The sequence below is a fragment of the Mycolicibacterium sp. lyk4-40-TYG-92 genome (genome assembly GCF_030209435.1).
Classification (GTDB): domain Bacteria; phylum Actinomycetota; class Actinomycetes; order Mycobacteriales; family Mycobacteriaceae; genus Mycobacterium.
Genome location: NZ_JARVRX010000001.1, coordinates 927,002 through 945,746 on the forward strand (window position 1 = coordinate 927,002; position 18,745 = coordinate 945,746).

Here is an 18,745-nt window from a genome sequence, read left to right on the forward strand (position 1 = left end):
AGTCAGCGCATCTCGCCCGCACCGACGTACGGGTGCAGACTGTTCAGCGGCTTGCCTTCGGCGAACCGTTCCAACCGGAAGTCCGCGGCCGGGACGTCCGGGTCGGTGCTGTCGCCCTCGAACACCAGGTCCGCGACCAGCTCGCCGACCGCGGGGCTGATTTTGAATCCGTGGCCGGCGAAGCCTGCTGCCAGAATCAATCCGTCGACCCCGCCGATCGGGGCGATCACCGGATTCCAGTCCGGCGGAACGTCATACACGCCCGCATAGGTGTGGGTCACCGCAGGCTCGGGGAAGCCGGGGAACCGGTGCATCACCTTCTCGCCGTAGGCCAGGACGGAAGCTTCGGCCGCGACGTTCGAATAGTTGTCGGGGTCGACGAACTTCTTCTGGAAGTCTGCGTGATCGCTGTTGCCGACCAGGAACTGGCCCGAGCCTTCGACACGGCAGTACTGCAGGCTGATCAGGTCGGAGATCACCGGGAGGTCGGGTAGCGGCTCCCCGGCATCCACGATCAGCAGTTCCGATCGGTAGGCCTCGATCGGGAAGTCGATACCCATGGCGGCCAACAACTTTGCCGACCACCAGCCGTTGGCCACGATCACCAGATCGGCGTCGATGAGATCACCGTTCTCCAGCATGACGCCGGTGACCTTGTCGCCGGCTGTCACGACACGGGCGACGGGCGTGTTCTGCCGGATCCGGGCACCCGCGGCCCGGGCGGCCTGCCCGAAGTGCAGGGCCAGTTGCGTCGCGTCGGCGAATCCGCCCCGTGGTTCGTAGGAGGCCAGTGCCACATCGGAGGTCTCGAGCATCGGCCACAGCTTCTGCAAGGTGTCGGTGTCGATCAGTTCGACGTCGACGCCGAGCGACTGGTGCATGGCCGTGTTCGCGCTCAAGGCGTCGACGTTCTCGTCACCGACGAGCACGGTGTAGCCGACCTGCCGGAAGCCGACGGCGTCTCCGAGCTGTTCGATCACCGGCAGGCTGCGCCACGCCATCGCGGCGATCGACGGCACGCCGTAATGGGCGCGGACGATGCCTGATGACTTGCCTGTGCCACCGCTGGCGAGCTGATGGCGTTCCAGCACAACGACATCCGAGAGTCCGCGCTGGGTGAGGGAGTTGGCGATGGACAGCCCGATCAGCCCGCCGCCGACGATGACGGCTTTCGACGCCATCAGAACGCCCCGGCCGCGGGGTGTCCCGGAATCCACGACGTACCTGCCAGCGGCACCCGCGCCATGGCGGCGGCCTCGATGGACACGGCGACCAGGTCTTCGGGTTCCAGGTGCGTCACATGTGCCTTGCCGCAGGCGCGGGCGATGGTCTGGGCCTCCATGGTCAGCACCCGCAGGTAGTTGGCGACCCGACGGCCGCCGTCGACCGGGTCCAGCGCCTGCTGCAATGCCGGGTCCTGCGTGGTGATGCCGGCCGGGTCGCGGCCGTCCTGGAAATCGTCGAAAAACCCGGCCGCCGAACCGAGTTGGGCGTACGCGGCCTCATATTTGGGGTGATTGTCGCCGAGGGCTATCAATGCGGCGGTCCCGATCGCGACGGCGTCGGCGCCGAGCGCCAGCGCTTTCGCCACATCGGCGCCGGTGCGGATACCGCCGGACACGATCAACTGCACACCGTCGGGCTTGCGGTGGACGCCGAGTTCCTGCAGCGCCTGCACGGCCTGCGGCACCGCGGCCAGGGTGGGGATGCCGACGTGTTCGATGAAGACCTCCTGCGTGGCTGCGGTGCCGCCCTGCATCCCGTCGACCACCACGACGTCCGCGCCGGCGTGTACCGCGAGTTTGACGTCGTAGTACGTGCGCGACGCGCCGACCTTGACGTAGATCGGCTTCTCCCAGTCGGTGATCTCCCGGAGCTCGTTGATCTTGATGGTCAGATCATCGGGGCCCGTCCAGTCGGGGTGGCGAGATGCCGAACGCTGGTCGATACCCTGCGGCAGGTCCCGCATCCCGGCGACGCGTTCGGAAACCTTCTGTCCCAACAGCATGCCACCACCGCCGGGCTTGGCGCCCTGGCCCAGCACCACTTCGATGGCATCGGCACGACGGAGGTCGTCCGGATTCATCCCGTACCGGTTCGGCAGATATTGGTAGACAAGGTGTTTGGAGTGGCCGCGTTCCTCGGGCGTCATGCCGCCGTCGCCCGTGGTGGTCGACGTGCCCACTTCCGAGGCGCCGCGCCCCAAGGCCTCTTTGGCCCGCCCGGACAGTGCCCCGAACGACATGCCGGCGATGGTGACCGGGATATCCAGGTGCAGTGGATATTTGGCATTCCGTGCACCCAACGCCACATCGGTACCGCACTTTTCCCGATAGCCCTCAAGGGGGTAGCGCGACATCGATGCACCCAGGAAGAGGAGGTCGTCGAAGTGGGGGAGCGCGCGCTTGGCGCCCCAGCCACGGATGTCGTAGATGCCGGTTTCCGCGGCCCGGTGGATGGCGGCGATGGTTGTGCGGTCGAAGGTCGCGGACTCACGTAGACCGCGGTTCGCGCGGTCGTCTGCCGAGAAGGTCATGGGCTGGCCTCAATCAGTAGGAGTTGTGGGCTTGGAAGTGGTAGAGGTTGCGCGCCGAGCCGTACCGCCGGTACGTGGCCGGGTCGTCGTCGTGGCCCGCGGCCTTGAGCAGGCCCGCGAGCTCCTCGAGGTGCTCGGCCGTCATCGGTTTTTCGATGCAGTCCGCCCCAAGGGATTTCACCTCTCCCCGGACGTACAGCCGGGCCTCGTAGATCGAGTCGCCGAGGGCGTCGCCGGCATCGCCGCGGATGACGATGCGGCCCTTCTGCGCCATGAATGCGCTCATGTGGCCCACCGAGCCGCCCACCACGATGTCCAGCCCTTTCAGCGAGATGCCGCACCGGGCGGCGGCATTGCCGTCGATGACCAGTAGTCCGCCGCGCCCGGTGGCGCCCGCCGACTGCGATGCGTCACCGGTGACGTGGACGACGCCGCTCATCATGTTCTCGGCCAGGCCCTGCCCGGCGTTGCCGTTGACGGTGATCTCGGCTTTCTGGTTCATGCCGGCGGCGTAGTAGCCGACGTGGCCGTGAACGGTGATCTCGACCGGTGAGTTGACCCCGACGGCCACGTTGTGCGCGCCCTGCGGATTGGTGATGACGAACTGGCCGTCGATGCCGTCGGCATGCAGCGCCGCGTTGACGTCACGCAGACTCACGGTGGACAGGTCGAAAGTTGTTGGCGCGTCGCTCATGCCGGCACCGCCTCTCGGCTCCAGGCGTAGACGACCTCGGGCTCCGGCTCCCAGATGCGGGCGTCCTCGATCCCGGGCAGGTGTGCCAGGGCGCGGAACTCCGATGCCATGGCAACCCAGTCCGCCGTCTCCGCGATCACCGCCGGCTTGCACGCGATGGCGTCGCGCACGATGGCGAAGCTGTCGCTGTTGGAGACCAGCAACGTGTAGAAACCGTCGAAAGTGGTTGTGAGATCAGTCAATGCCTGCTCGACGTCGGATCCCGCGGCCAGCTCGTGCGCCACGAAGCGGGCCCCCACTTCGGTGTCGTTCTCAGAATCGAATTCGACCCCGGCGGCGCGCAGATCGCGCCGGATGCCGGCATGGTTGGCGAACGAACCGTTGTGCACCAGACACTGATCCGGGCCGACGGCATACGGATGTGCGCCGCTGGGGGTGACCGCCGATTCGGTGGCCATTCGGGTATGGCCGACGCCCTGCCACCCGCTCGCGCCGACCAGTCCCCAATTGTCGACCAGCGACGTGGGGGTGCCGACGCCCTTGAGGACGGCCACGTCGGTGCCGAATCCGCCGACCAGGACGTGCGGGTACACCGCCTTGGCCGCCGCGAGCAGCGCTTCGGGGGCCGTGGGCGCCGATACCAGATAGGTCACATCGCGTGTGACGACGGTGATCTCGGTGTCCAGGCGGGCGCCGAGTGCTGCGGCGACCTGTTCAGCGGACTCGCCGACCTCGATCAGCGAGATGGTGCTCTGCCCCGGAGGTGACCACTGGGGGTCGCCATACACGGCGATTCCGGCGGAGTCGGCGCCGCGCGCCTCCATGGCGGTCAGCATGCCGGTCAACAGTTCACCCAGCCTGGGATACAGCTCGGGGTTGCGCAGGTGCAACCCGACGATTCCGCACATGGTTGTACTGTTCCTTTCTCGTCGCGGCCCCGATGTGGTTGGCCGACAAGGTTTTTGTTGCAGTGCTCAGAAAGCGGTGAGGTAGCGCTCGTGCTCCCAGGCGCCGACCGCTGAATGCCAGTCCCAGAATTCGGTCTTCTTCAGGCGGGCGAAATAGGCGGCGACACTGGGGATGTCGGTGTTGGGTGCGATGGCGGCGTCGAGTGCACCGGTGATCACGTCGTCGGTCTCCAGCCGTTCGATCGCGTGCAACAGCGTGGCGGGGAGGCGTTCGTGTTTCGGTCCCGTGCCCAGGTCGCCGGGATCAGCAGCCCGTTTGACGCCGTCCAGTCCGGCGGCGAGGGCAACGGCGGCTGCCAGGTACGGGTTGGCGGAGCCGTCGCCGCCGCGCAGCTCGATGCGACTACTGTCCGGGACCCGCACGTAGTGGGTGCGGTCGTTGCCGCCGTAGGTCGGAAACCGTGGCGCCCAGGACGCACCCGACGCGGTCGAGATGGCGCCGGTTCGCTTGTAGGAATTGACCGTTGGCGCGATCACCGCCTGCATGGCGCACGCGTGATCGAGAATGCCGGCGATGAACGAATACGCCGTCGCGGACATCGCGAGGCCGCGGTCGTCCTCGCGGGGCTCGGTGGGGAACACCGGGGTGCCGCCACTGGTGAGTGACATGTGCATGTGCAGGCCGGATCCGGTCTTGTCCGCGAACGGTTTCGGCATGAACGTGGCGATCATGCCCCGCTCGGCGGCCATCACGTTGAGCAGATAACGCAGGGTGATCACGCGGTCGCAGGTGGTCAGCGCCTCGGCGTAGTTGAAGTTCTGTTCGAACTGGCCCGATCCGTCCTCGTGGTCGTTGGCATAGTTGCCCCAGCCGAGGCCGTTGATGGCAGTGCTGATCGACGAGAGGTGGTCGTACATCCGGGTGACACTGCGGGCGTCGTAACACGGTTGAGCCGCGGTGTCCTGGTCGTCGGCGGGCACCAACGCGCCGTTGGCGTCCCGTTTGAGCAGGAAATATTCGACCTCGGCGCCGATCCAGGGTTCGAAGCCGGCGTCGGCGGCCTGCTGGATCATGGCCTTGAGGATGTTTCGCGGAGCGAACGGCCACGGCGCGCCGTTGACGTACGGATCGCAATGGACAAGGGCCAGGCCCTCTTTGACGAAGGGGATCGGCGTGAACGACGCCGGGTCGGGCATGGCGACCAGGTCGGGATCCTTCGGCTCCTGACCGATCGCGCCGACCGCGTAGCCGGCGAACCCGACTCCGTTGGTGGCGAGTTCGTCGACTGCTTCTACCGGTACCAGCTTGGCGCACGGCTTGCCGTTCAGATCGACGAAGAGCGCGAGGATGAACTTGGTTCCCGCCTGCGCGGCCAGTTCCGCTAGTGCGTGGGGCTTCGTCATGCCAACTCCCGACTACTGATAGGAATCATCGTTTCTCAATAGTAGACATCGCTGACTTGGGGATTGCAACAGAATCTACGTAACTTCGGCGTTACGAGGTCGTTCACAAGCTTGTTACGCGCACCGTCTCGTCTACGCAAAGAAAACAATGTCTACTGTCCAGAGACGGGCATGCGGTATGCCCACGAATCTGTGAGGAGGCGAAATGGACACCGGAACAACAGCATTCATGCTCTGTTGCATCATTGGGCTCACCATCATGATCCCGGGACTGGCGCTGTTCTACGGCGGCATGGTCAGTGTGAAGAGTTCGACCAACATGATGATGATGACGTACGGCGCCGTGGCGGTCGTCGGAGTGCTGTGGGTGTTGTTCGGCTTCTCGATGACCTTCGGTACTTCCTACGGTGGTTTCGTCGGGAGCTTCACCGAGTTCGCGGGGATGAAGGACCTCCTGGACCCGATGACCACCATCAACGGCCTGCCGGTCAGTCTGTTTGCGCTGTTTCAGGCGCTCTTCGCGGCGCTGACCGTGGCAATCGTCTCGGGCGCCGCGGCGGACCGGATGAAGTTCGCCGCCTGGATGACGTTCGCGACAGCGTGGGCGATTCTGGTCTATTTCCCCGTCGCCCATTGGGTTTTCGCGGTCGACGGGGTCGTCACGAGCGATGCGAAGGGCGGCTGGATCGCCAACAAGTTGCATGCCATCGACTTCGCCGGTGGCACGGCCGTCCACATCAACGCGGGAGCAGCCGCGCTCGCGGTCGCGCTGGTGCTCGGCCGGTCGGCAACCTGGTCGTCACGTAAGCCCCACAACGTGCCGCTCACCCTGCTCGGTGCCGGCCTGCTGTGGGCCGGCTGGTACGCGTTCAATGGTGGATCGGCGCTGTCCGCCGGTAAGCCGGCCGCCATTGTCATGGTGACGTCGTTTGTCGCGACGTGCGCGGCGACGCTGGGCTGGCTCCTGGTGGAGAAGTTCAAGGACGGTCACGTCACCGGCATCGGGGCCGCCTCCGGCGCGATCACCGGTCTGGTTGCCATCACCCCGGCGTGCGGTGCGGTCACCCCGCTCGGTGCCATCTTCGTCGGCTTCATCCCGGCGGTGCTCTGCCCGTTCGCCATCGGCCTCAAGCACAAGTTCGGCTATGACGACTCGACCGACGTCGTCGGCGTCCACCTCGTCGGCGGCATCGTCGGCACCCTGCTGATCGGGTTCTTCGCCAGCTCGGGCATGCCCAACGGTGTCAACGGACTCCTGTACGGCGGCGGCGCAGACCTGCTGCTCAAGCAGGCCGTCGCCGCGGGGGCGGTCCTGGTCTACTCGTTCACGGTGGCCCTCGTGATCGCCCTCGTGATCAAGAAGATGATGGGGTTGCGCATCTCGGCGGAAGAGGAGGAAGAGGGCATCGACTCGACCCTGCACCGCGATCCCGCGTACGAATTGATCTGAGCAAGACACCGCGACACCTGGTCGGAGCTTTGGCTCGGACCAGGTGTCGTCGTCTGCGCGGTGTCTACCAGTGGACGCCGGGGATCAACCGCACCGCGGTCTTGACCGGCCGGGGCACCCGGACCCTGCTGACCGCGAGCGGCCGCTTGGGCCGTCGCGGGCTACGCGGGCGATCCGGGTTCGCCGCCGGCGGAGTTTCGGTCACCCCCCGCGCCGCCGCCGAGTCCGGGTAGCCCAGGTACAGCTGGTGCAGCACGCGACGAGACAGCTTGGGGGTGAAGTAGTTTCCGAGATCACCCAGCGTGCCCATCGGAGTGTCGATCCGGGCCGGCTTCTCGACCAGGCCGCGCACCACCATCGCGGCAGCGTGCTCCGGGGTGATCGGCGGCATCGGGTTCAGCCGCTTCGAGGGCGCGATCATCGGGGTCTCCACCAGGGGCATGTGAATGTTGGTGAAGGTGATGTGGTCCGAAAGAGTCTCGGTGCCAACCACTTCCGAGAACGCATCCAGCGCCGCCTTGCTCGGCAGATACGCGCTGTACTTCGGGCTGTTGGCCTGCACGCCGGCGCTCGACACGTTGACCACGTGACCGAACCGGCGCTCCCGCCAGTGCGGCAGCAGCGCCAGCGTCATCCGCACCGCGCCGAAGTAGTTGACCGCCATCACGCGCTCGTAGTCGTGGAAGCGGTCGGTCGAGTTGACCACCGAACGACGGATCGAGCGGCCGGCGTTGTTGACCAGATAGTCGACGTGATCGAACTGCCCGAGAATGTCCTTGACGGTGTGTTCCACCGACGCGCCGTCGGCCACATCGCATGTGAAAGCGTAGGCCTCGCCGCCGAATTGGCGAATCTCCGTCACCAGCTCATCGAGGGCGTCTGCGCTGCGGGCCAAGGCGAACACCCGCCCGCCGCGCTCGGCGACGGCGATGGCCGAGGCCCGGCCGATACCGCTCGAAGCGCCCGTGATGATCACATTGCGGCCGACCAGCGGGCCGCGCGGATCGTCCCGGCGGGCCCGGTCCGGGTCCAGGTGCTCGGCCCAGTACCGCCAGAGTTTCGGTGCGTACGAAGCGAATTCGGGTAGCACGATGCCGGTGCCCTGCAGCGCCGCGACAGTGGTCTCCGAGGCGAACGACGGCGCGAGGTCGACGACGTCGAGCACCTCGCCGGGGATACCCAGCTGAGTGGCGGCCATGTTGCGCAGGACCTTGGCCCGCCCGGTGGCCTTGAGTACTGGTGCGGCCGTGGCCTTCGGCAGCGTGCCACGCAGCGGCGGCAGCCCGGCTTCCCGTGCCACGCCACGGTAGATGTCTTTGAGCCCAATGGGATTCGGCGACGTGAGATGGAAGGTCTGCCCGTCCCGACCGTCGGCATGCATCAGCGCCGCCAGGGCGTCGACCACATAGTCCACCGGCACGATGTTGGTACGGCCGGTGTCGGGCACCATCATCGGTGTGAACTTCGGCAGTGCGGCCAGGCGCGACAGCACGCCGAAGAAGTAGTACGGCCCGTCGACCTTGTCCATCTCGCCGGTCCGAGAGTCGCCGACCACGACGGCGGGCCGGTAGATCCGGTGCCGCAGACCGGGGGTGGCGCGCACCAGCTGCTCGGCTTCGAACTTGGTCTGGTGGTACGGCGTCGGCAGCTCCTGCGAGACGTCGAAGTCGTCCTCCGTGAAAATCCCCCGGTAGTTGCCGGCCACCGCGATCGACGACACGTGGTGCAGCGTGGCACTGAGATTGCGCGTCAACTCGATCACCGCGCGGGTGCCTTCGACGTTGGCGGCCTGCTGGGTGTCGGCGTCGACGGTCATGTCATAGATCGCGGCGCAGTGCACCACGTGATCGATCGGACCCAGATCGGCCAGATCGGCCAGGCCCAGACCCGCGGAGGTGAGGTCGCCGACCAGGGGTTTCGCCCGGTCCCCCCATTCCGCGGCCAGTTCTTCGAAGCGGGCCAGCGAGGCCCGGCGGACGAGAACGAATACCTCGGCTTCGTCGTGCAGAGCCAGAATCCGGCTGACGACGCGGCGGCCAATAAACCCGGTACCGCCGGTAACGACATATCGCATGCGAGTCATCGTGAACCTCTCGCGGCCCAAGGTCAATAGCGCGTAGGGTCCGATTTGTCACATCGACTTCTGAGGGAGAACCGCCGAATGCCGATCAACCCCAATGCCATCGGAGCCAAGACCGCACCGCAGCCCTTCGAGTGGACCGAACGCGACACTCTGCTCTACGCGCTCGGAGTGGGTTGCGGCACCAAGGATTTGGCGTTCACCACGGAGAACAGCCATGGCATCGACCAACAGGTGCTGCCCACTTACGCGGTGATCTGCTGCCCGGCATGGGGCGCCGTCGGGGAGGTCGGCAGCTTCAACTTCGGCAAGCTGCTGCACGGTAGTCAGCAGATTCGGTTGCACGCGCCGCTGCCGCCGTCGGGCCGATTCAACGTCAGCTCAGAGGTGGTGGACATTCAGGACAAGGGCGAGGGCAAGAACGCGATCCTGACGTTCAAGGGCACCGCGACCGACGACAGCGGCAACGTGATCGCCGAATCCTGGTCGACTGCGGTGATCCGAGGCGAGGGTGGCTTCGGTGGGCAGCCAGGGGAGCGGGCAGCTGCGCCGGAAATCCCGGATCGCCCGGCCGACGCCGTCGTCGCACTGGCCACGACCGAGGACCAGCCGCTGATCTACCGGCTTTCCGGCGACCGCAATCCGCTGCACAGCGACCCGTGGTTCGCGCAGACCCTCGCCGGTTTCCCGAAGCCGATCCTGCACGGCCTGTGCACCTACGGCGTTGCCGGCCGCGTGCTGGTGGCCGAGCTGGCCGGCAGCGATGCCTCGAAGATCAAGGCCGTCGGCGCGCGATTCACCTCACCGGTGTTTCCCGGCGAGACGTTGACGACTTCGGTGTGGCGCACGGAGCCCGGGCATGCGGTGTTCCGTACGGAGGCCGCCGGAGCCGACGGTGGTAACGCCCGGCTGGTGCTCGAAGACGGCACCGCGGAGTACGCCGACTGAGGACTCGGCCGCCTGGCGCATCTGGGTGGGCGGGTTCATCGACCGAACCGGGGTAGCGTTGGCGATGGGAGTCGTGTGATTGCCGCTCGTCGTGCCGGCGGGTGGAGTGGTCGCGGCATCGACGTAAGGATCTTCCATGAGATGGCGCACCGACTTGCTTCCCCGTTTTGTGGTGACCTGATGGCGTATCCCGTGCCGCGGCGCAGTCCGGGCAGACCGGTGCGGCTTTGCGTGGCCTACGATCTCGGTCGTCGGATCGACGGCGCGTGGTGGCCGTACTCGTCGGCACTTGCCGATGAGCTGAGCAGCTTGGTCGCGGCGCTGGACGATCAATTGGGCAAGGTTGTCGAGGTCAGCCTCAACTGGTCGCCGCTCAACAATCCGCCGAGCCTCAACTGGCGGGACTGGCGCACCAAACCTCAGCACATCATCACCGTCGGCGGTTGTGACGGCACTGCGAATCTGCTCATCGTGCCCAGTGCGACCAACGGTCCGCTGGCCGGCATGGTGCTGCGACGTGCGGCCGGTCTGCCGGTTGAGCCACGTCGCGGGGACGTCGCCATGTTGGAGACGGCGGAGGAGATTCTGACCGCCGCTCGACGGCAGAGAATGGGAAAACCCTTGGAGTGAAACGGCATAACGCCGCTCGCTCCAAGGGTTCCGTGATGCCTAGAGGACGCTGACGCCCACCGCTTGAGGGCCTTTGGCGCCCTGGGTGATGTCGAACTTCACCCGCTGGTTTTCCTCCAGCGAGCGGAAGCCGCCGGACTGGATTTCACTGTGGTGAACGAAAACGTCCGGCGTGCCGCCGTCCGGGGCAATGAAGCCAAAGCCCTTTTCGTTGTTGAACCACTTCACGGTTCCTTCGCTCATGCGATAACTACTTTCTTTCTTGATGGCTGCGATTTGCTGCAGCCAAATCCATTGGGGTGCAGGATAAAACGATGTGGTGATCAGTCCGCGTGCTGGGCGGTCAGCAGGATGTTCACCGCTGTCGATCGGTCATTGGGGCGCGCTGCATTCATGAGCGCGGAACGAGCTTCGGCCGGGTACGTGGTGGCGGGGACCGCCAGCAGCACGATCCTGCCGCGGTCGAAGCCGATCACCTCGACAGTGTTGACCGGCTGGCGCCGGTATCCGTCGAGGTGGATCCGTCGCCCGCCGGTGGCGAGCTTGGATGGGGTCTGCGACCAGTCGTCGACGTTGTACAGCACTCGGTCGATCCGACCGAGGCGGTCTGACAGCACGGTCAAGAGGTCGGGTAGTTCAGCACTGAGGTTGCTCGTGTGCGGCCACCACGCGCCATCGACGAATCCGCTGTGGGGAGCCTTGGGCTTCAACCGCAATCTCGGCGTTGGCTTGGATGATGTGCGTTCTAACTGGGGTTTGCAATGTTCTTGCGGCGTCATTCCGACGCTCCTGCCTTGACCGCGAATCGGTCAACCTTCTTCGAATCGGCGACGGCATGGCAATGATCAGCCATACGACGAAGTACCGCCGATAGAGCTAAGCATACGCGGGATAGCTGCCGGTACAAATCGTGCGGGATTCGGCAGTATGGCTCGGAGGTGAATTTTTGCGCTAGTAGGGCTGAATGGGTAGCTGCATCGGCGGCGATGCCGAAGGGCGCTTTCGCCAGAGCATGGCGACGCCGGCGATGACGACTGCGACGCCGGCGGTGTACAGAATGAACCCGAAGTTCAACGACACACTGACCAGACTGGACAAGTCCGTACCGGAACCACCCAGCTGATTACTGATCTCCGAAGCGCCGCTGAAGTACCAGTAGATGCCCAGCAGGACGCCGAGGATGAGAGCGCCGGCGCCCGCTGCGAGTCCGGCGAGTCGCCCAGCGGGTATCGCGGGGGCCGCCGAAAGCACCGCCCACGCCAGCCCCGCTGTGACGGCGATGGCAGCCAGCAGGAAGATCATCACTGCCGGCTGCTGGGATGGGCTGACGTTCGCCGAGACCTGGATGATCACGCTGGCGCTCACCGTCACCCACGGCATGAAGACACCGATGAAGGCGGCGAGGCAGCCACCGTAGATGAGCCAGCCCGGAACCGACAGGTTCGCGGCGAAGTTCCGACCTTGCGACGCCGTTTGCGAACCGGCACCTGCCGGCTGGCCCCCAAAGCCCGCTTGAACGGGCGGCTGAGGTGGTTGACCGTAGCCCGGCGGAACCGGAGGAGTTGGCGTGCCGTAGCCGGGCGGCGGCACGCCCGGGCTCGGTGACGGGGGCGGCGCACCGTAATTCGGCGGCGGCGGGGGCGGCGCCGGAACAGCGGCTTTTCTTTGCTGCTGCGGTGTCCATTGCTGACCGTTCCAGTAACGCAGCGCGTTCCGGTCGTGCGGATCGTCGTACCAACCGGGTGCCGTCACGTGGACCCCCTTCCCGGTGGACACCACCGGCGAATGGTTACTCACGGTTGGTGAGTACCGGCACATTGTCCACCGCCACCCGGCCGCTTGATGGCGAATTGGCGCTGACAGCGGGTGCTGGAATGGTCCGTCAGCCCGTAACCGCCCGGTCGAGCGCGGCCAGCGATTCCTCGATGAACCCGATCGGGAACGGCGGCATGCCACCGATCTGGTCGCGGAAGGCCTGCGGTGTTCCGGCCCAGTCGTACGTGAGGGCGACATCGGTGCGGTCACCGTTCGGGGTCAGGTCGTAGCGCCACCACCAACCGCCCGGGACGTGCTGTCCCGATTCGTCCAGACTGCCGGTCGACCAGGAGATGGTCTTGTCGGGCTCGAACTCCGTCACGCGGTTGTACGTGACGTAGTCGCCGCCGGCCTGGTCCAGGTACATGTTCATGGCGAAGACCTGGCCCGTACTCGTGATAGGCGCGGTGTCGACGGCGTCGCGGACCCAGTCGCCCGGCTCGGTGTCCTTGTGCCGGGCCGGGTTGGCCAGCACGGCGAACACCACTGCGGGCGGCGCGGCGATGGTGCGGGTGGCGACGAAGCGTTCCTGGGCGGTCAAGTTGCTGGTCATCGGTTCTGTCCGTTCTCTGCGTTCGACCCGTATGCGCGGGCAATGTCTTGTGAACTGGCCCATTTGGAGTACGTCGGCGACTGGGGCCAGCCTTCGGGCGAATCCTGCCACTGCTCCTGACGGCCGTAGGGCAGAACGTCGATCAACGCGAAACTGTGGCCCAGCTGTTCGCAGCCGCGGCCGTCGGTGTGCCAGGTTCGGTACACCGTATCGCCATGTCGCAGAAGCACATTGACAGCGAAACCCGCGCCGGGCGGAGCGCCCATGTCCGACCCGAAGGTGCTCTCCGACGACGAGTACCAGTCCATCTTGTTGCCCACCTTGGCCTTGTAGGCCAGGGCCTCCTCGATGGGACCGTTGGTGACGATGACGAAGCGGGCGTCGTAGTTCGCCAGGAAATCCAGGCGCGTGAACTGTGAGGTGAAGCCCGTGCACCCGGAGCACTGCCAGTCGGCGCCGTCGGTCCACATGTGGTTGTAGACGATCAGCTGAGACCGGCCTTCGAAGATGTCGGCCAGGCGGGTCGGACCGTCAGCGCCGATCAAGGTGTAGTCGGGCAGCTCGACCATCGGCAGCCGGCGCCGTTGCGCCGCGATGGCGTCGAGCTCGCGCGTCGCAGCTTTTTCGCGGCGGCGCAGGTCGTCGAGAGCGGAGCGCCAGGTGTCCTGGTCGACCACCGGCGGCAGGGCGGTCTGCTCGGTCATGTTGCCTCCTGAAGATTGCGTTCACTGGGTAGACCAGCGCGGGTCCGAATACTCATCGCGGCTCGCCGAACCAATACGCCAGCGCCTCCCGCAGCCCCGCATCCGAGGCGCCCGCCCAGGCGATATGCGCGTCGGGGCGGAGCAGCAGCGACTCGGTTTGGCTGCTGATGATGTCGACGCGATCTGCCCACGGTGCGGCGACATCGCACAGCTCTGCCGGCCCGACGAAGACGGGTCGCGCCGCGCGCAGCGCCGCCACGACGGCGTCGGGCAGGTGCGACGCAAATGTCCCGGCCAGTGCGTGCGGCTGCGCGCCGGGCATCGGGTACCGGACATCGGACGCGGCGATCATCGCGCCGATGCGCGCGAGCGCGGGCGCATCGGAGACCAACTCGCTGAACACTTGTCGCAGCGCCTCGTCGGCCGGATCGTGGCCTCGCCGCAACGACACCTGGGCCTGAGAATGCAGCAGCAGGCGCTCGCCGGCGAGGTGCCGTTCGGAGTGGTAGGCCTCCAACAGTCCGGGCGGTGCCCAGCCCTGCAGCGTCGCGACCAGTTTCCAGGCGAGGTTCACCCCGTCGAGCATCCCGGCCGACACCGCGACGCCGCCTGTCGGAATCTGATGTGCGGTGTCACCGGCCAGCAGCACCCGTCCCGCCACGTAACGCTCGGCGTGCCGGGCCGCATAGGTGAAGCGGGTCAACCGCTTTGGCTCGCCGAGTGGGAAGTCCACGCCGAGGACGCGACGGACGCTGGCGCGGAGTTCATCGAGCGTCATCGGGTCGTCATCGTCGTACTCGTGGTCCGGGGCCTCGCTGGTGTAGAGGCCCAGCCACCCGGGCTCCGACGACGCGATGGCGAAGATGCCGCCTTCGGTCTGGCTGTAGCCCCACGGGAGGCGGCCGTAGCCCGGTACGTCGTAGTCGCCGTCGTCGCGGACGGTGATCTCGGGCGACCACGTCACCGTGGCCATCCGATGGATCTCGGGGTAGACGATGCCTGGGAATCCGATGCCGGCCAGGTCGCGCACCCGACTGCGCACGCCGTCGCAACCCACGATGTACTTGGCGCTCATGCGGTACGGGCCTTCGGGACCCTGAACGTCGAGGTACACGGCGTCGTCGTCCTGCTGCAGACCGACGACCTCGTGGCCGCGCCGCACCTCGACGCCGAGGTTTTGTGCGTAGTTCTGCAGGAGTGCCTCCAGCTGAGGCTGGGGGAGTCGCTGCACCTGCATCGGCGACTCGTCGAGTTTCGTCAGGTCGACGTGGATCCCGCCGAACGGCAGCTTGGCAGTGACTGGCTCGCCGGCCGCTTTGGTCAGGAGGTCTCCGAGTTCCCGGTAGCGCAGCAGGTTGAGGATCTGGCCGCCGATGCCACCGGCCTTGGCGACCCCGCGAATATCGGTGAGCCGCTCCAGCACAAGCGGTTTGACGCCGGTCAGGCAGAGTTCGGTGGCGAGCGTCAGGCCCGTCGGCCCTGCGCCCACGATGATCACATCAGTGTCGGTCATGCGTCCCCCTCAAGACGAATCAACTGCAGTTACGTTGCAGCCCAGCGATTCTGGATCATGAGGGGGGTCTTGCCGCAAGCCCCTGGGTGCGCTATATGTTGAAAGTGGAAGGTGTAGGTTGCATTTCTCCGTGTCGAAATTGCATTACGAAATGTCTGAGTGATGCCGAATTCGACATTTCAAATGCAAGACCAACTAAGTAATTTGGCGGCCATTCGCGGATCGACAGCCCGTTCCTCGGCGCGGGTCAAGCGCTTCTTGTTTGAGTACATACATGCCTTCCCGAGGAACACAAGCTGACAGCGTGTATCACCCTGAGGCGCAACATCGCACGCTTTGCCTTCGATCTGGAAAACGACGTGATTGCGGACCTCACGCGGCCGCATGGGCAGATGCCGAGGCGCACACAGCGTTGACGTGGCCTACTGCGTGGGCGATGTGGTTCACGCCGGGGACGGCGTCGGTGGTGTCGTAGGTGACGTGTGGTGCGGTGTTGGCGGCGACGAACTGCAACGCCACCACAGCGGCCTCGATGGCGTCGACCACGGTCACACCTTGAACTTGGCCTGCGGGCAGCGAGGGAATGCCCGGGGTGCTCATCAATTGCCCGGCTTGCGCTGCGAACGCGCCGAGTGCTGCGAGGCCGCCGAGCCCACCGAGTGGCCCCAACAGGTCCATGAGCAGTTGTATAACGCCTTTGGCGATCGCCTGAATCATCGGCAACGGTGTCGGTGAGAGTCCAATGTCTACGCCCATGTCGTAGAAGATGCGAATGATGCGGCCGGCGCCGTTGAGCGGCGTCGCCGTATAGAGGTCAATTCCGTTGGCGCCGTTGGCAGGTCCGTTGGATTCGTACCACCAGCGCGGGTCGGGATGGTCGACCCGTACTGGGCTGATACCGGCACCACCGGGATCGGGTGCACCGCCGCCGGTGACGCCGGCCGGGCGCATCGGGTCACCGAAACTGAACCCTCCGATGAAGTCGTCGAATCGGTTTTCCAGCTGGCCGCCCGGCAGTAACTCGACGAAAATCTCGCTGGCGCACTGGCCACCCTGGCTGTAGCCGCCCAGTCCGAATGTTTGGTTCGGGTGTGCGTTAATCCAGTTCATCGCCCATTGCTTGCCGATCGCGACGCTCTGTCGATAGCTCGGCGCCATCGGGTCAGGGCTGTTGACTGGGCCGAACGACCACGGTGCCTGTACCGCGACCTCGTAAACCAGTTCCGGGTCAGCGTTTTGGATCACCCATGAGCTGTAACCGGTGCCGGGCGCGGCCCAGGTGCCCGAGCAGGTCAGCCACGCATGACGGATCCGGCGGACCCCTCGAATATCGGCAAGCAGGTCGCCGAAGTCGGTCATTATCTGGGAGCTTTCTTCGCTGCCCTGGTGGGCTGCTTTTTTGCTGCCGCCTTCGCGGGTTGCTTCTTCGCCGCCGCCTTGGCCGGCTGCTTTCGCGCAGCCTTCACTGCCGCTACTGTCTTCACGGGTCCGCCGTTGCCGTTCGGTTTGAAGGCGCTCGTGGGTAGGCCGTTGGCCTGGCGCCACTGAATCGCGAACTCCATCAACTCCATCAACACATCGCCCGAATCGCGTTCGATGCCATCGGAAAACACGTGAGTCCAGGCGATCTGCTCGTTGATGGGCACGATCTGCTCGTAGGCGTCAGTGTGGCCGGGGTGCACGCTGCCGTCGGGCATGGTGCGGTTCCACGGTCCGCGAGCTTGATCGCTGACGACCTGGTTGAAGTCGCGTGGCCAGCGTGAGTAGGCCCACCGCCAGGGCTCCGGCAGCCCATTGCCGTCTACGCCGGCGGTGGCGTTCTTGATGTCTTGGGCGTCGGCCATGCTGATCACTCCTGTGGTCGTGGGGATGGTAAGTAGCACCGCGCCCATGCCGCGGCAACGGTTCCAGCGGGCGATACGGTCTTCGATACCGTTGGCACGCCCCGTGTTTTCGTTTCGGCCGTTGACTGCGATTGATCCGCCCTCGATGTCGGCGCGGTCGGCGAAGTCGTTCATCGGTCGCTGCGTGGTCCAGAACCAGATGGCTCCGAGAAATGCGTAGCGGTCAGTTGCCAGCTGGTCGGGATCATCGACGAAGAACGTCGGCGAGGGCACGAGCTTTTTGCCGAATGCCCACTGCGACAGGTTGGTGTAGTTGTTTCGCCCGGTGACTTGGATGGGACCGCGGCCTCTGAACCGAAAGCCGTCGCCGGGCTGGAGGTTTCCGAGATCAGCGCGGCCCTGGTATCCGGCTTGGTCTGCAGTCGGCCCCCACAGCTCGAACATGAACTTCAATCCAACGGATTCGTGGCCGACCTGGGCCATCCACATCGCGACGCGGTCAATGGTGTTGCACTGGGACTGCTGCAGCGCCTGGGTCACTGACGGCAGCAGCTCGCGGTAGCGGTCGAACGGCACGCTGCCGCCCATTGCGCGCATCAGTGTGTCGGCGGCCTGGTCGGGCGGTGCGATCGGCGCGGCCTGCTTGGCTCCGGTGTCGGCGTACGCGTAGCCCTTCGGCGGAATGAGTTTGGCTGCTTGGTCGAAGGTGATCCAGTAGCAGAATGGGGGGAAGCCGGGGTCGGCGATCCAGAGTGCCCGCGCGGCCGGGTCGTCGTCATAGCCCATGCAGGCGATGTAGTGAAAGACCTCGCCGCCGTGGTAGCTAGGCGATGGCGAGCCCTTTACCCCGATCGGGTAGTTGTTCGGTGGCGCATCCCAATTCATTACAACGCCGAAGCCACCGTCGATTGATTGGACGATGTTGTTCCACAACTCAGCCTTCTGCTGGTCGGTGGCGGGGTAGTGCTCGATGTAGATCGACGTATATCGCGCGTCTGGCACGATCAGGTCGAGCACCCGCTCGATGAGGCCGACATAGTCCGTACCGTTCACTGTGGTGTGGATCTGTTGGATCAGGTCGGGCTCGGTGCGAATGATGCCCCGTGAGTTCAGCACCACTTGGCATGACGCCGGGCCGCAGTCCCACGTCTCTCGCTGCGGCACTACGGACGGGTCAAATTGCAGCTTCTTCTCTGTCACGTGAGCGCCCCCCAGTTCAGCCTCACCGAGTCGGACATCGATACGCACCACGGGCCCGTGCCAACACCTTCGAACGCTGTGGCCGTAGGGCGCACGCATCTTCCGGTACCTGCTTTTACCTCCTGGCAATTGGAGCACTGCGAGGGCGTTAGCGGACCAGGATTCGCAAATTTGCTGCGATGTTCCCCAAATTTCGCGAGTTGACCTTCAAGATCGGCGCGAAATCGCCATTGTAGGAGTGGTGGGTCAAGCCTGGGGGAGTTCGGCAGTCTTTGTCGCGACGATCCGGTTCTAGCGCTGTGCGTCAGCTCGCAACTGTACCAAAGGCATTCGTGTTAACCATAAATGACCATAAGGTCACAACGGCAAGAGGTCGCGTCGCTGTGTTCAACGGCACGGCTTTTGTGTGGTGGTCGCGCAGAAAATATCGATCTTGAAATGCGTGGGCAATTTGCGGAATCAAGAT

The 18,745-nt window shown here is 65.4% G+C and carries 17 protein-coding genes; 3 read left to right on the plus strand and 14 right to left on the minus strand.

Going from position 1 to position 18,745, the window contains the following annotated elements; genetic code table 11:
• Positions 1–2: 2 nt before the first annotated feature.
• The 5 genes from QRN63_RS04590 to glnT all read right to left on the minus strand — a co-directional run bounded on the left by QRN63_RS04590 (position 3) and on the right by glnT (position 5,542).
• Positions 3–1,181: an NAD(P)/FAD-dependent oxidoreductase gene (locus QRN63_RS04590; protein ID WP_285029619.1), complete on the minus strand. Its 1,179-nt coding sequence runs from the start codon at positions 1,179–1,181 to the stop codon at positions 3–5.
• Complete coding sequence (locus QRN63_RS04595) at positions 1,181–2,536, minus strand: FMN-binding glutamate synthase family protein (protein ID WP_285029620.1); 1,356 nt, start codon at positions 2,534–2,536, stop codon at positions 1,181–1,183. Before QRN63_RS04595 ends, QRN63_RS04590 begins: the two co-directional genes overlap by 1 nt.
• Positions 2,537–2,549: 13 nt before the next feature.
• On the minus strand, positions 2,550–3,230 hold the full coding sequence (locus QRN63_RS04600) for a protein glxC (protein WP_267318388.1): 681 nt from the start codon (positions 3,228–3,230) through the stop codon (positions 2,550–2,552).
• A complete protein-coding gene (locus tag QRN63_RS04605; RefSeq protein ID WP_285029621.1) occupies positions 3,227–4,138 on the minus strand; it encodes a class II glutamine amidotransferase domain-containing protein in 912 nt (303 codons plus the stop codon). The genes QRN63_RS04600 and QRN63_RS04605 overlap by 4 nt, the downstream gene beginning before the upstream one ends.
• A 66-nt stretch (positions 4,139–4,204) precedes the next feature.
• Complete coding sequence (gene glnT / locus QRN63_RS04610; RefSeq protein WP_285029622.1) at positions 4,205–5,542, minus strand: type III glutamate--ammonia ligase; 1,338 nt, start codon at positions 5,540–5,542, stop codon at positions 4,205–4,207.
• Between the two features lie 205 nt (positions 5,543–5,747).
• On the opposite strand from glnT, the gene QRN63_RS04615 reads away from it, so the two are divergent.
• Positions 5,748–6,992: an ammonium transporter gene (locus QRN63_RS04615; RefSeq protein ID WP_267318385.1), complete on the plus strand. Its 1,245-nt coding sequence runs from the start codon at positions 5,748–5,750 to the stop codon at positions 6,990–6,992.
• Between the two features lie 64 nt (positions 6,993–7,056).
• On the opposite strand, the gene QRN63_RS04620 is transcribed toward QRN63_RS04615, so the two are convergent.
• Positions 7,057–9,066: an SDR family oxidoreductase gene (locus QRN63_RS04620; protein ID WP_285029623.1), complete on the minus strand. Its 2,010-nt coding sequence runs from the start codon at positions 9,064–9,066 to the stop codon at positions 7,057–7,059.
• Between the two features lie 87 nt (positions 9,067–9,153).
• On the opposite strand from QRN63_RS04620, the gene QRN63_RS04625 reads away from it, so the two are divergent.
• Together QRN63_RS04625 and QRN63_RS04630 are read left to right on the plus strand one after the other, a co-directional pair.
• A complete protein-coding gene (locus tag QRN63_RS04625; protein ID WP_285029624.1) occupies positions 9,154–10,020 on the plus strand; it encodes a MaoC family dehydratase in 867 nt (288 codons plus the stop codon).
• A 231-nt stretch (positions 10,021–10,251) separates the two neighbouring features.
• Positions 10,252–10,650 (plus strand): DUF5994 family protein, encoded by a 399-nt coding sequence (locus QRN63_RS04630; RefSeq protein ID WP_267318382.1) that lies wholly within the window; start codon positions 10,252–10,254, stop codon positions 10,648–10,650.
• Positions 10,651–10,689: 39 nt separating this feature from the next.
• On the opposite strand, the gene QRN63_RS04635 is transcribed toward QRN63_RS04630, so the two are convergent.
• The 8 genes from QRN63_RS04635 to QRN63_RS04670 all read right to left on the minus strand — a co-directional run bounded on the left by QRN63_RS04635 (position 10,690) and on the right by QRN63_RS04670 (position 18,279).
• Entirely contained in the window at positions 10,690–10,893 is a 204-nt protein-coding gene (locus QRN63_RS04635) for a cold-shock protein (RefSeq protein WP_267318381.1), read from the minus strand.
• 80 nt (positions 10,894–10,973) lie between these two features.
• Positions 10,974–11,429, minus strand: a complete 456-nt coding sequence (locus tag QRN63_RS04640; RefSeq protein ID WP_285029625.1) for a DUF5994 family protein — start codon at positions 11,427–11,429, stop codon at positions 10,974–10,976.
• Positions 11,430–11,601: 172 nt separating this feature from the next.
• Positions 11,602–12,447, minus strand: coding sequence for a DUF2510 domain-containing protein (locus tag QRN63_RS04645; protein WP_285029626.1), 846 nt, complete (start codon positions 12,445–12,447; stop codon positions 11,602–11,604).
• 85 nt (positions 12,448–12,532) lie between these two features.
• Entirely contained in the window at positions 12,533–13,018 is a 486-nt protein-coding gene (locus tag QRN63_RS04650) for an SRPBCC family protein (protein WP_285029627.1), read from the minus strand.
• On the minus strand, positions 13,015–13,722 hold the full coding sequence (locus tag QRN63_RS04655; protein ID WP_285029628.1) for a DUF899 domain-containing protein: 708 nt from the start codon (positions 13,720–13,722) through the stop codon (positions 13,015–13,017). Before QRN63_RS04655 ends, QRN63_RS04650 begins: the two co-directional genes overlap by 4 nt.
• A gap of 52 nt (positions 13,723–13,774) precedes the next feature.
• Positions 13,775–15,235 (minus strand): FAD-dependent monooxygenase, encoded by a 1,461-nt coding sequence (locus tag QRN63_RS04660; protein ID WP_285029629.1) that lies wholly within the window; start codon positions 15,233–15,235, stop codon positions 13,775–13,777.
• Between the two features lie 372 nt (positions 15,236–15,607).
• Positions 15,608–16,594, minus strand: coding sequence for a hypothetical protein (locus QRN63_RS04665; RefSeq protein ID WP_285029630.1), 987 nt, complete (start codon positions 16,592–16,594; stop codon positions 15,608–15,610).
• On the minus strand, positions 16,594–18,279 hold the full coding sequence (locus QRN63_RS04670; RefSeq protein WP_285029631.1) for a glycoside hydrolase family 19 protein: 1,686 nt from the start codon (positions 18,277–18,279) through the stop codon (positions 16,594–16,596). The genes QRN63_RS04665 and QRN63_RS04670 overlap by 1 nt, the downstream gene beginning before the upstream one ends.
• Positions 18,280–18,745: the final 466 nt, after the last annotated feature.

Coding starts and splice junctions, on each gene's coding strand:
- QRN63_RS04590 (WP_285029619.1), bottom strand. CDS start 1,181: ATGGCGTCGAAAGCCGTCATCGTCGGCGGCGGGCTGATCGGGCTGTCC.
- QRN63_RS04595 (WP_285029620.1), bottom strand. CDS start 2,536: ATGACCTTCTCGGCAGACGACCGCGCGAACCGCGGTCTACGTGAGTCC.
- QRN63_RS04600 (WP_267318388.1), bottom strand. CDS start 3,230: ATGAGCGACGCGCCAACAACTTTCGACCTGTCCACCGTGAGTCTGCGT.
- QRN63_RS04605 (WP_285029621.1), bottom strand. CDS start 4,138: ATGTGCGGAATCGTCGGGTTGCACCTGCGCAACCCCGAGCTGTATCCC.
- glnT (WP_285029622.1), bottom strand. CDS start 5,542: ATGACGAAGCCCCACGCACTAGCGGAACTGGCCGCGCAGGCGGGAACC.
- QRN63_RS04615 (WP_267318385.1), top strand. CDS start 5,748: ATGGACACCGGAACAACAGCATTCATGCTCTGTTGCATCATTGGGCTC.
- QRN63_RS04620 (WP_285029623.1), bottom strand. CDS start 9,066: ATGCGATATGTCGTTACCGGCGGTACCGGGTTTATTGGCCGCCGCGTC.
- QRN63_RS04625 (WP_285029624.1), top strand. CDS start 9,154: ATGCCGATCAACCCCAATGCCATCGGAGCCAAGACCGCACCGCAGCCC.
- QRN63_RS04635 (WP_267318381.1), bottom strand. CDS start 10,893: ATGAGCGAAGGAACCGTGAAGTGGTTCAACAACGAAAAGGGCTTTGGC.
- QRN63_RS04640 (WP_285029625.1), bottom strand. CDS start 11,429: ATGACGCCGCAAGAACATTGCAAACCCCAGTTAGAACGCACATCATCC.
- QRN63_RS04650 (WP_285029627.1), bottom strand. CDS start 13,018: ATGACCAGCAACTTGACCGCCCAGGAACGCTTCGTCGCCACCCGCACC.
- QRN63_RS04655 (WP_285029628.1), bottom strand. CDS start 13,722: ATGACCGAGCAGACCGCCCTGCCGCCGGTGGTCGACCAGGACACCTGG.
- QRN63_RS04660 (WP_285029629.1), bottom strand. CDS start 15,235: ATGACCGACACTGATGTGATCATCGTGGGCGCAGGGCCGACGGGCCTG.
- QRN63_RS04665 (WP_285029630.1), bottom strand. CDS start 16,594: ATGACCGACTTCGGCGACCTGCTTGCCGATATTCGAGGGGTCCGCCGG.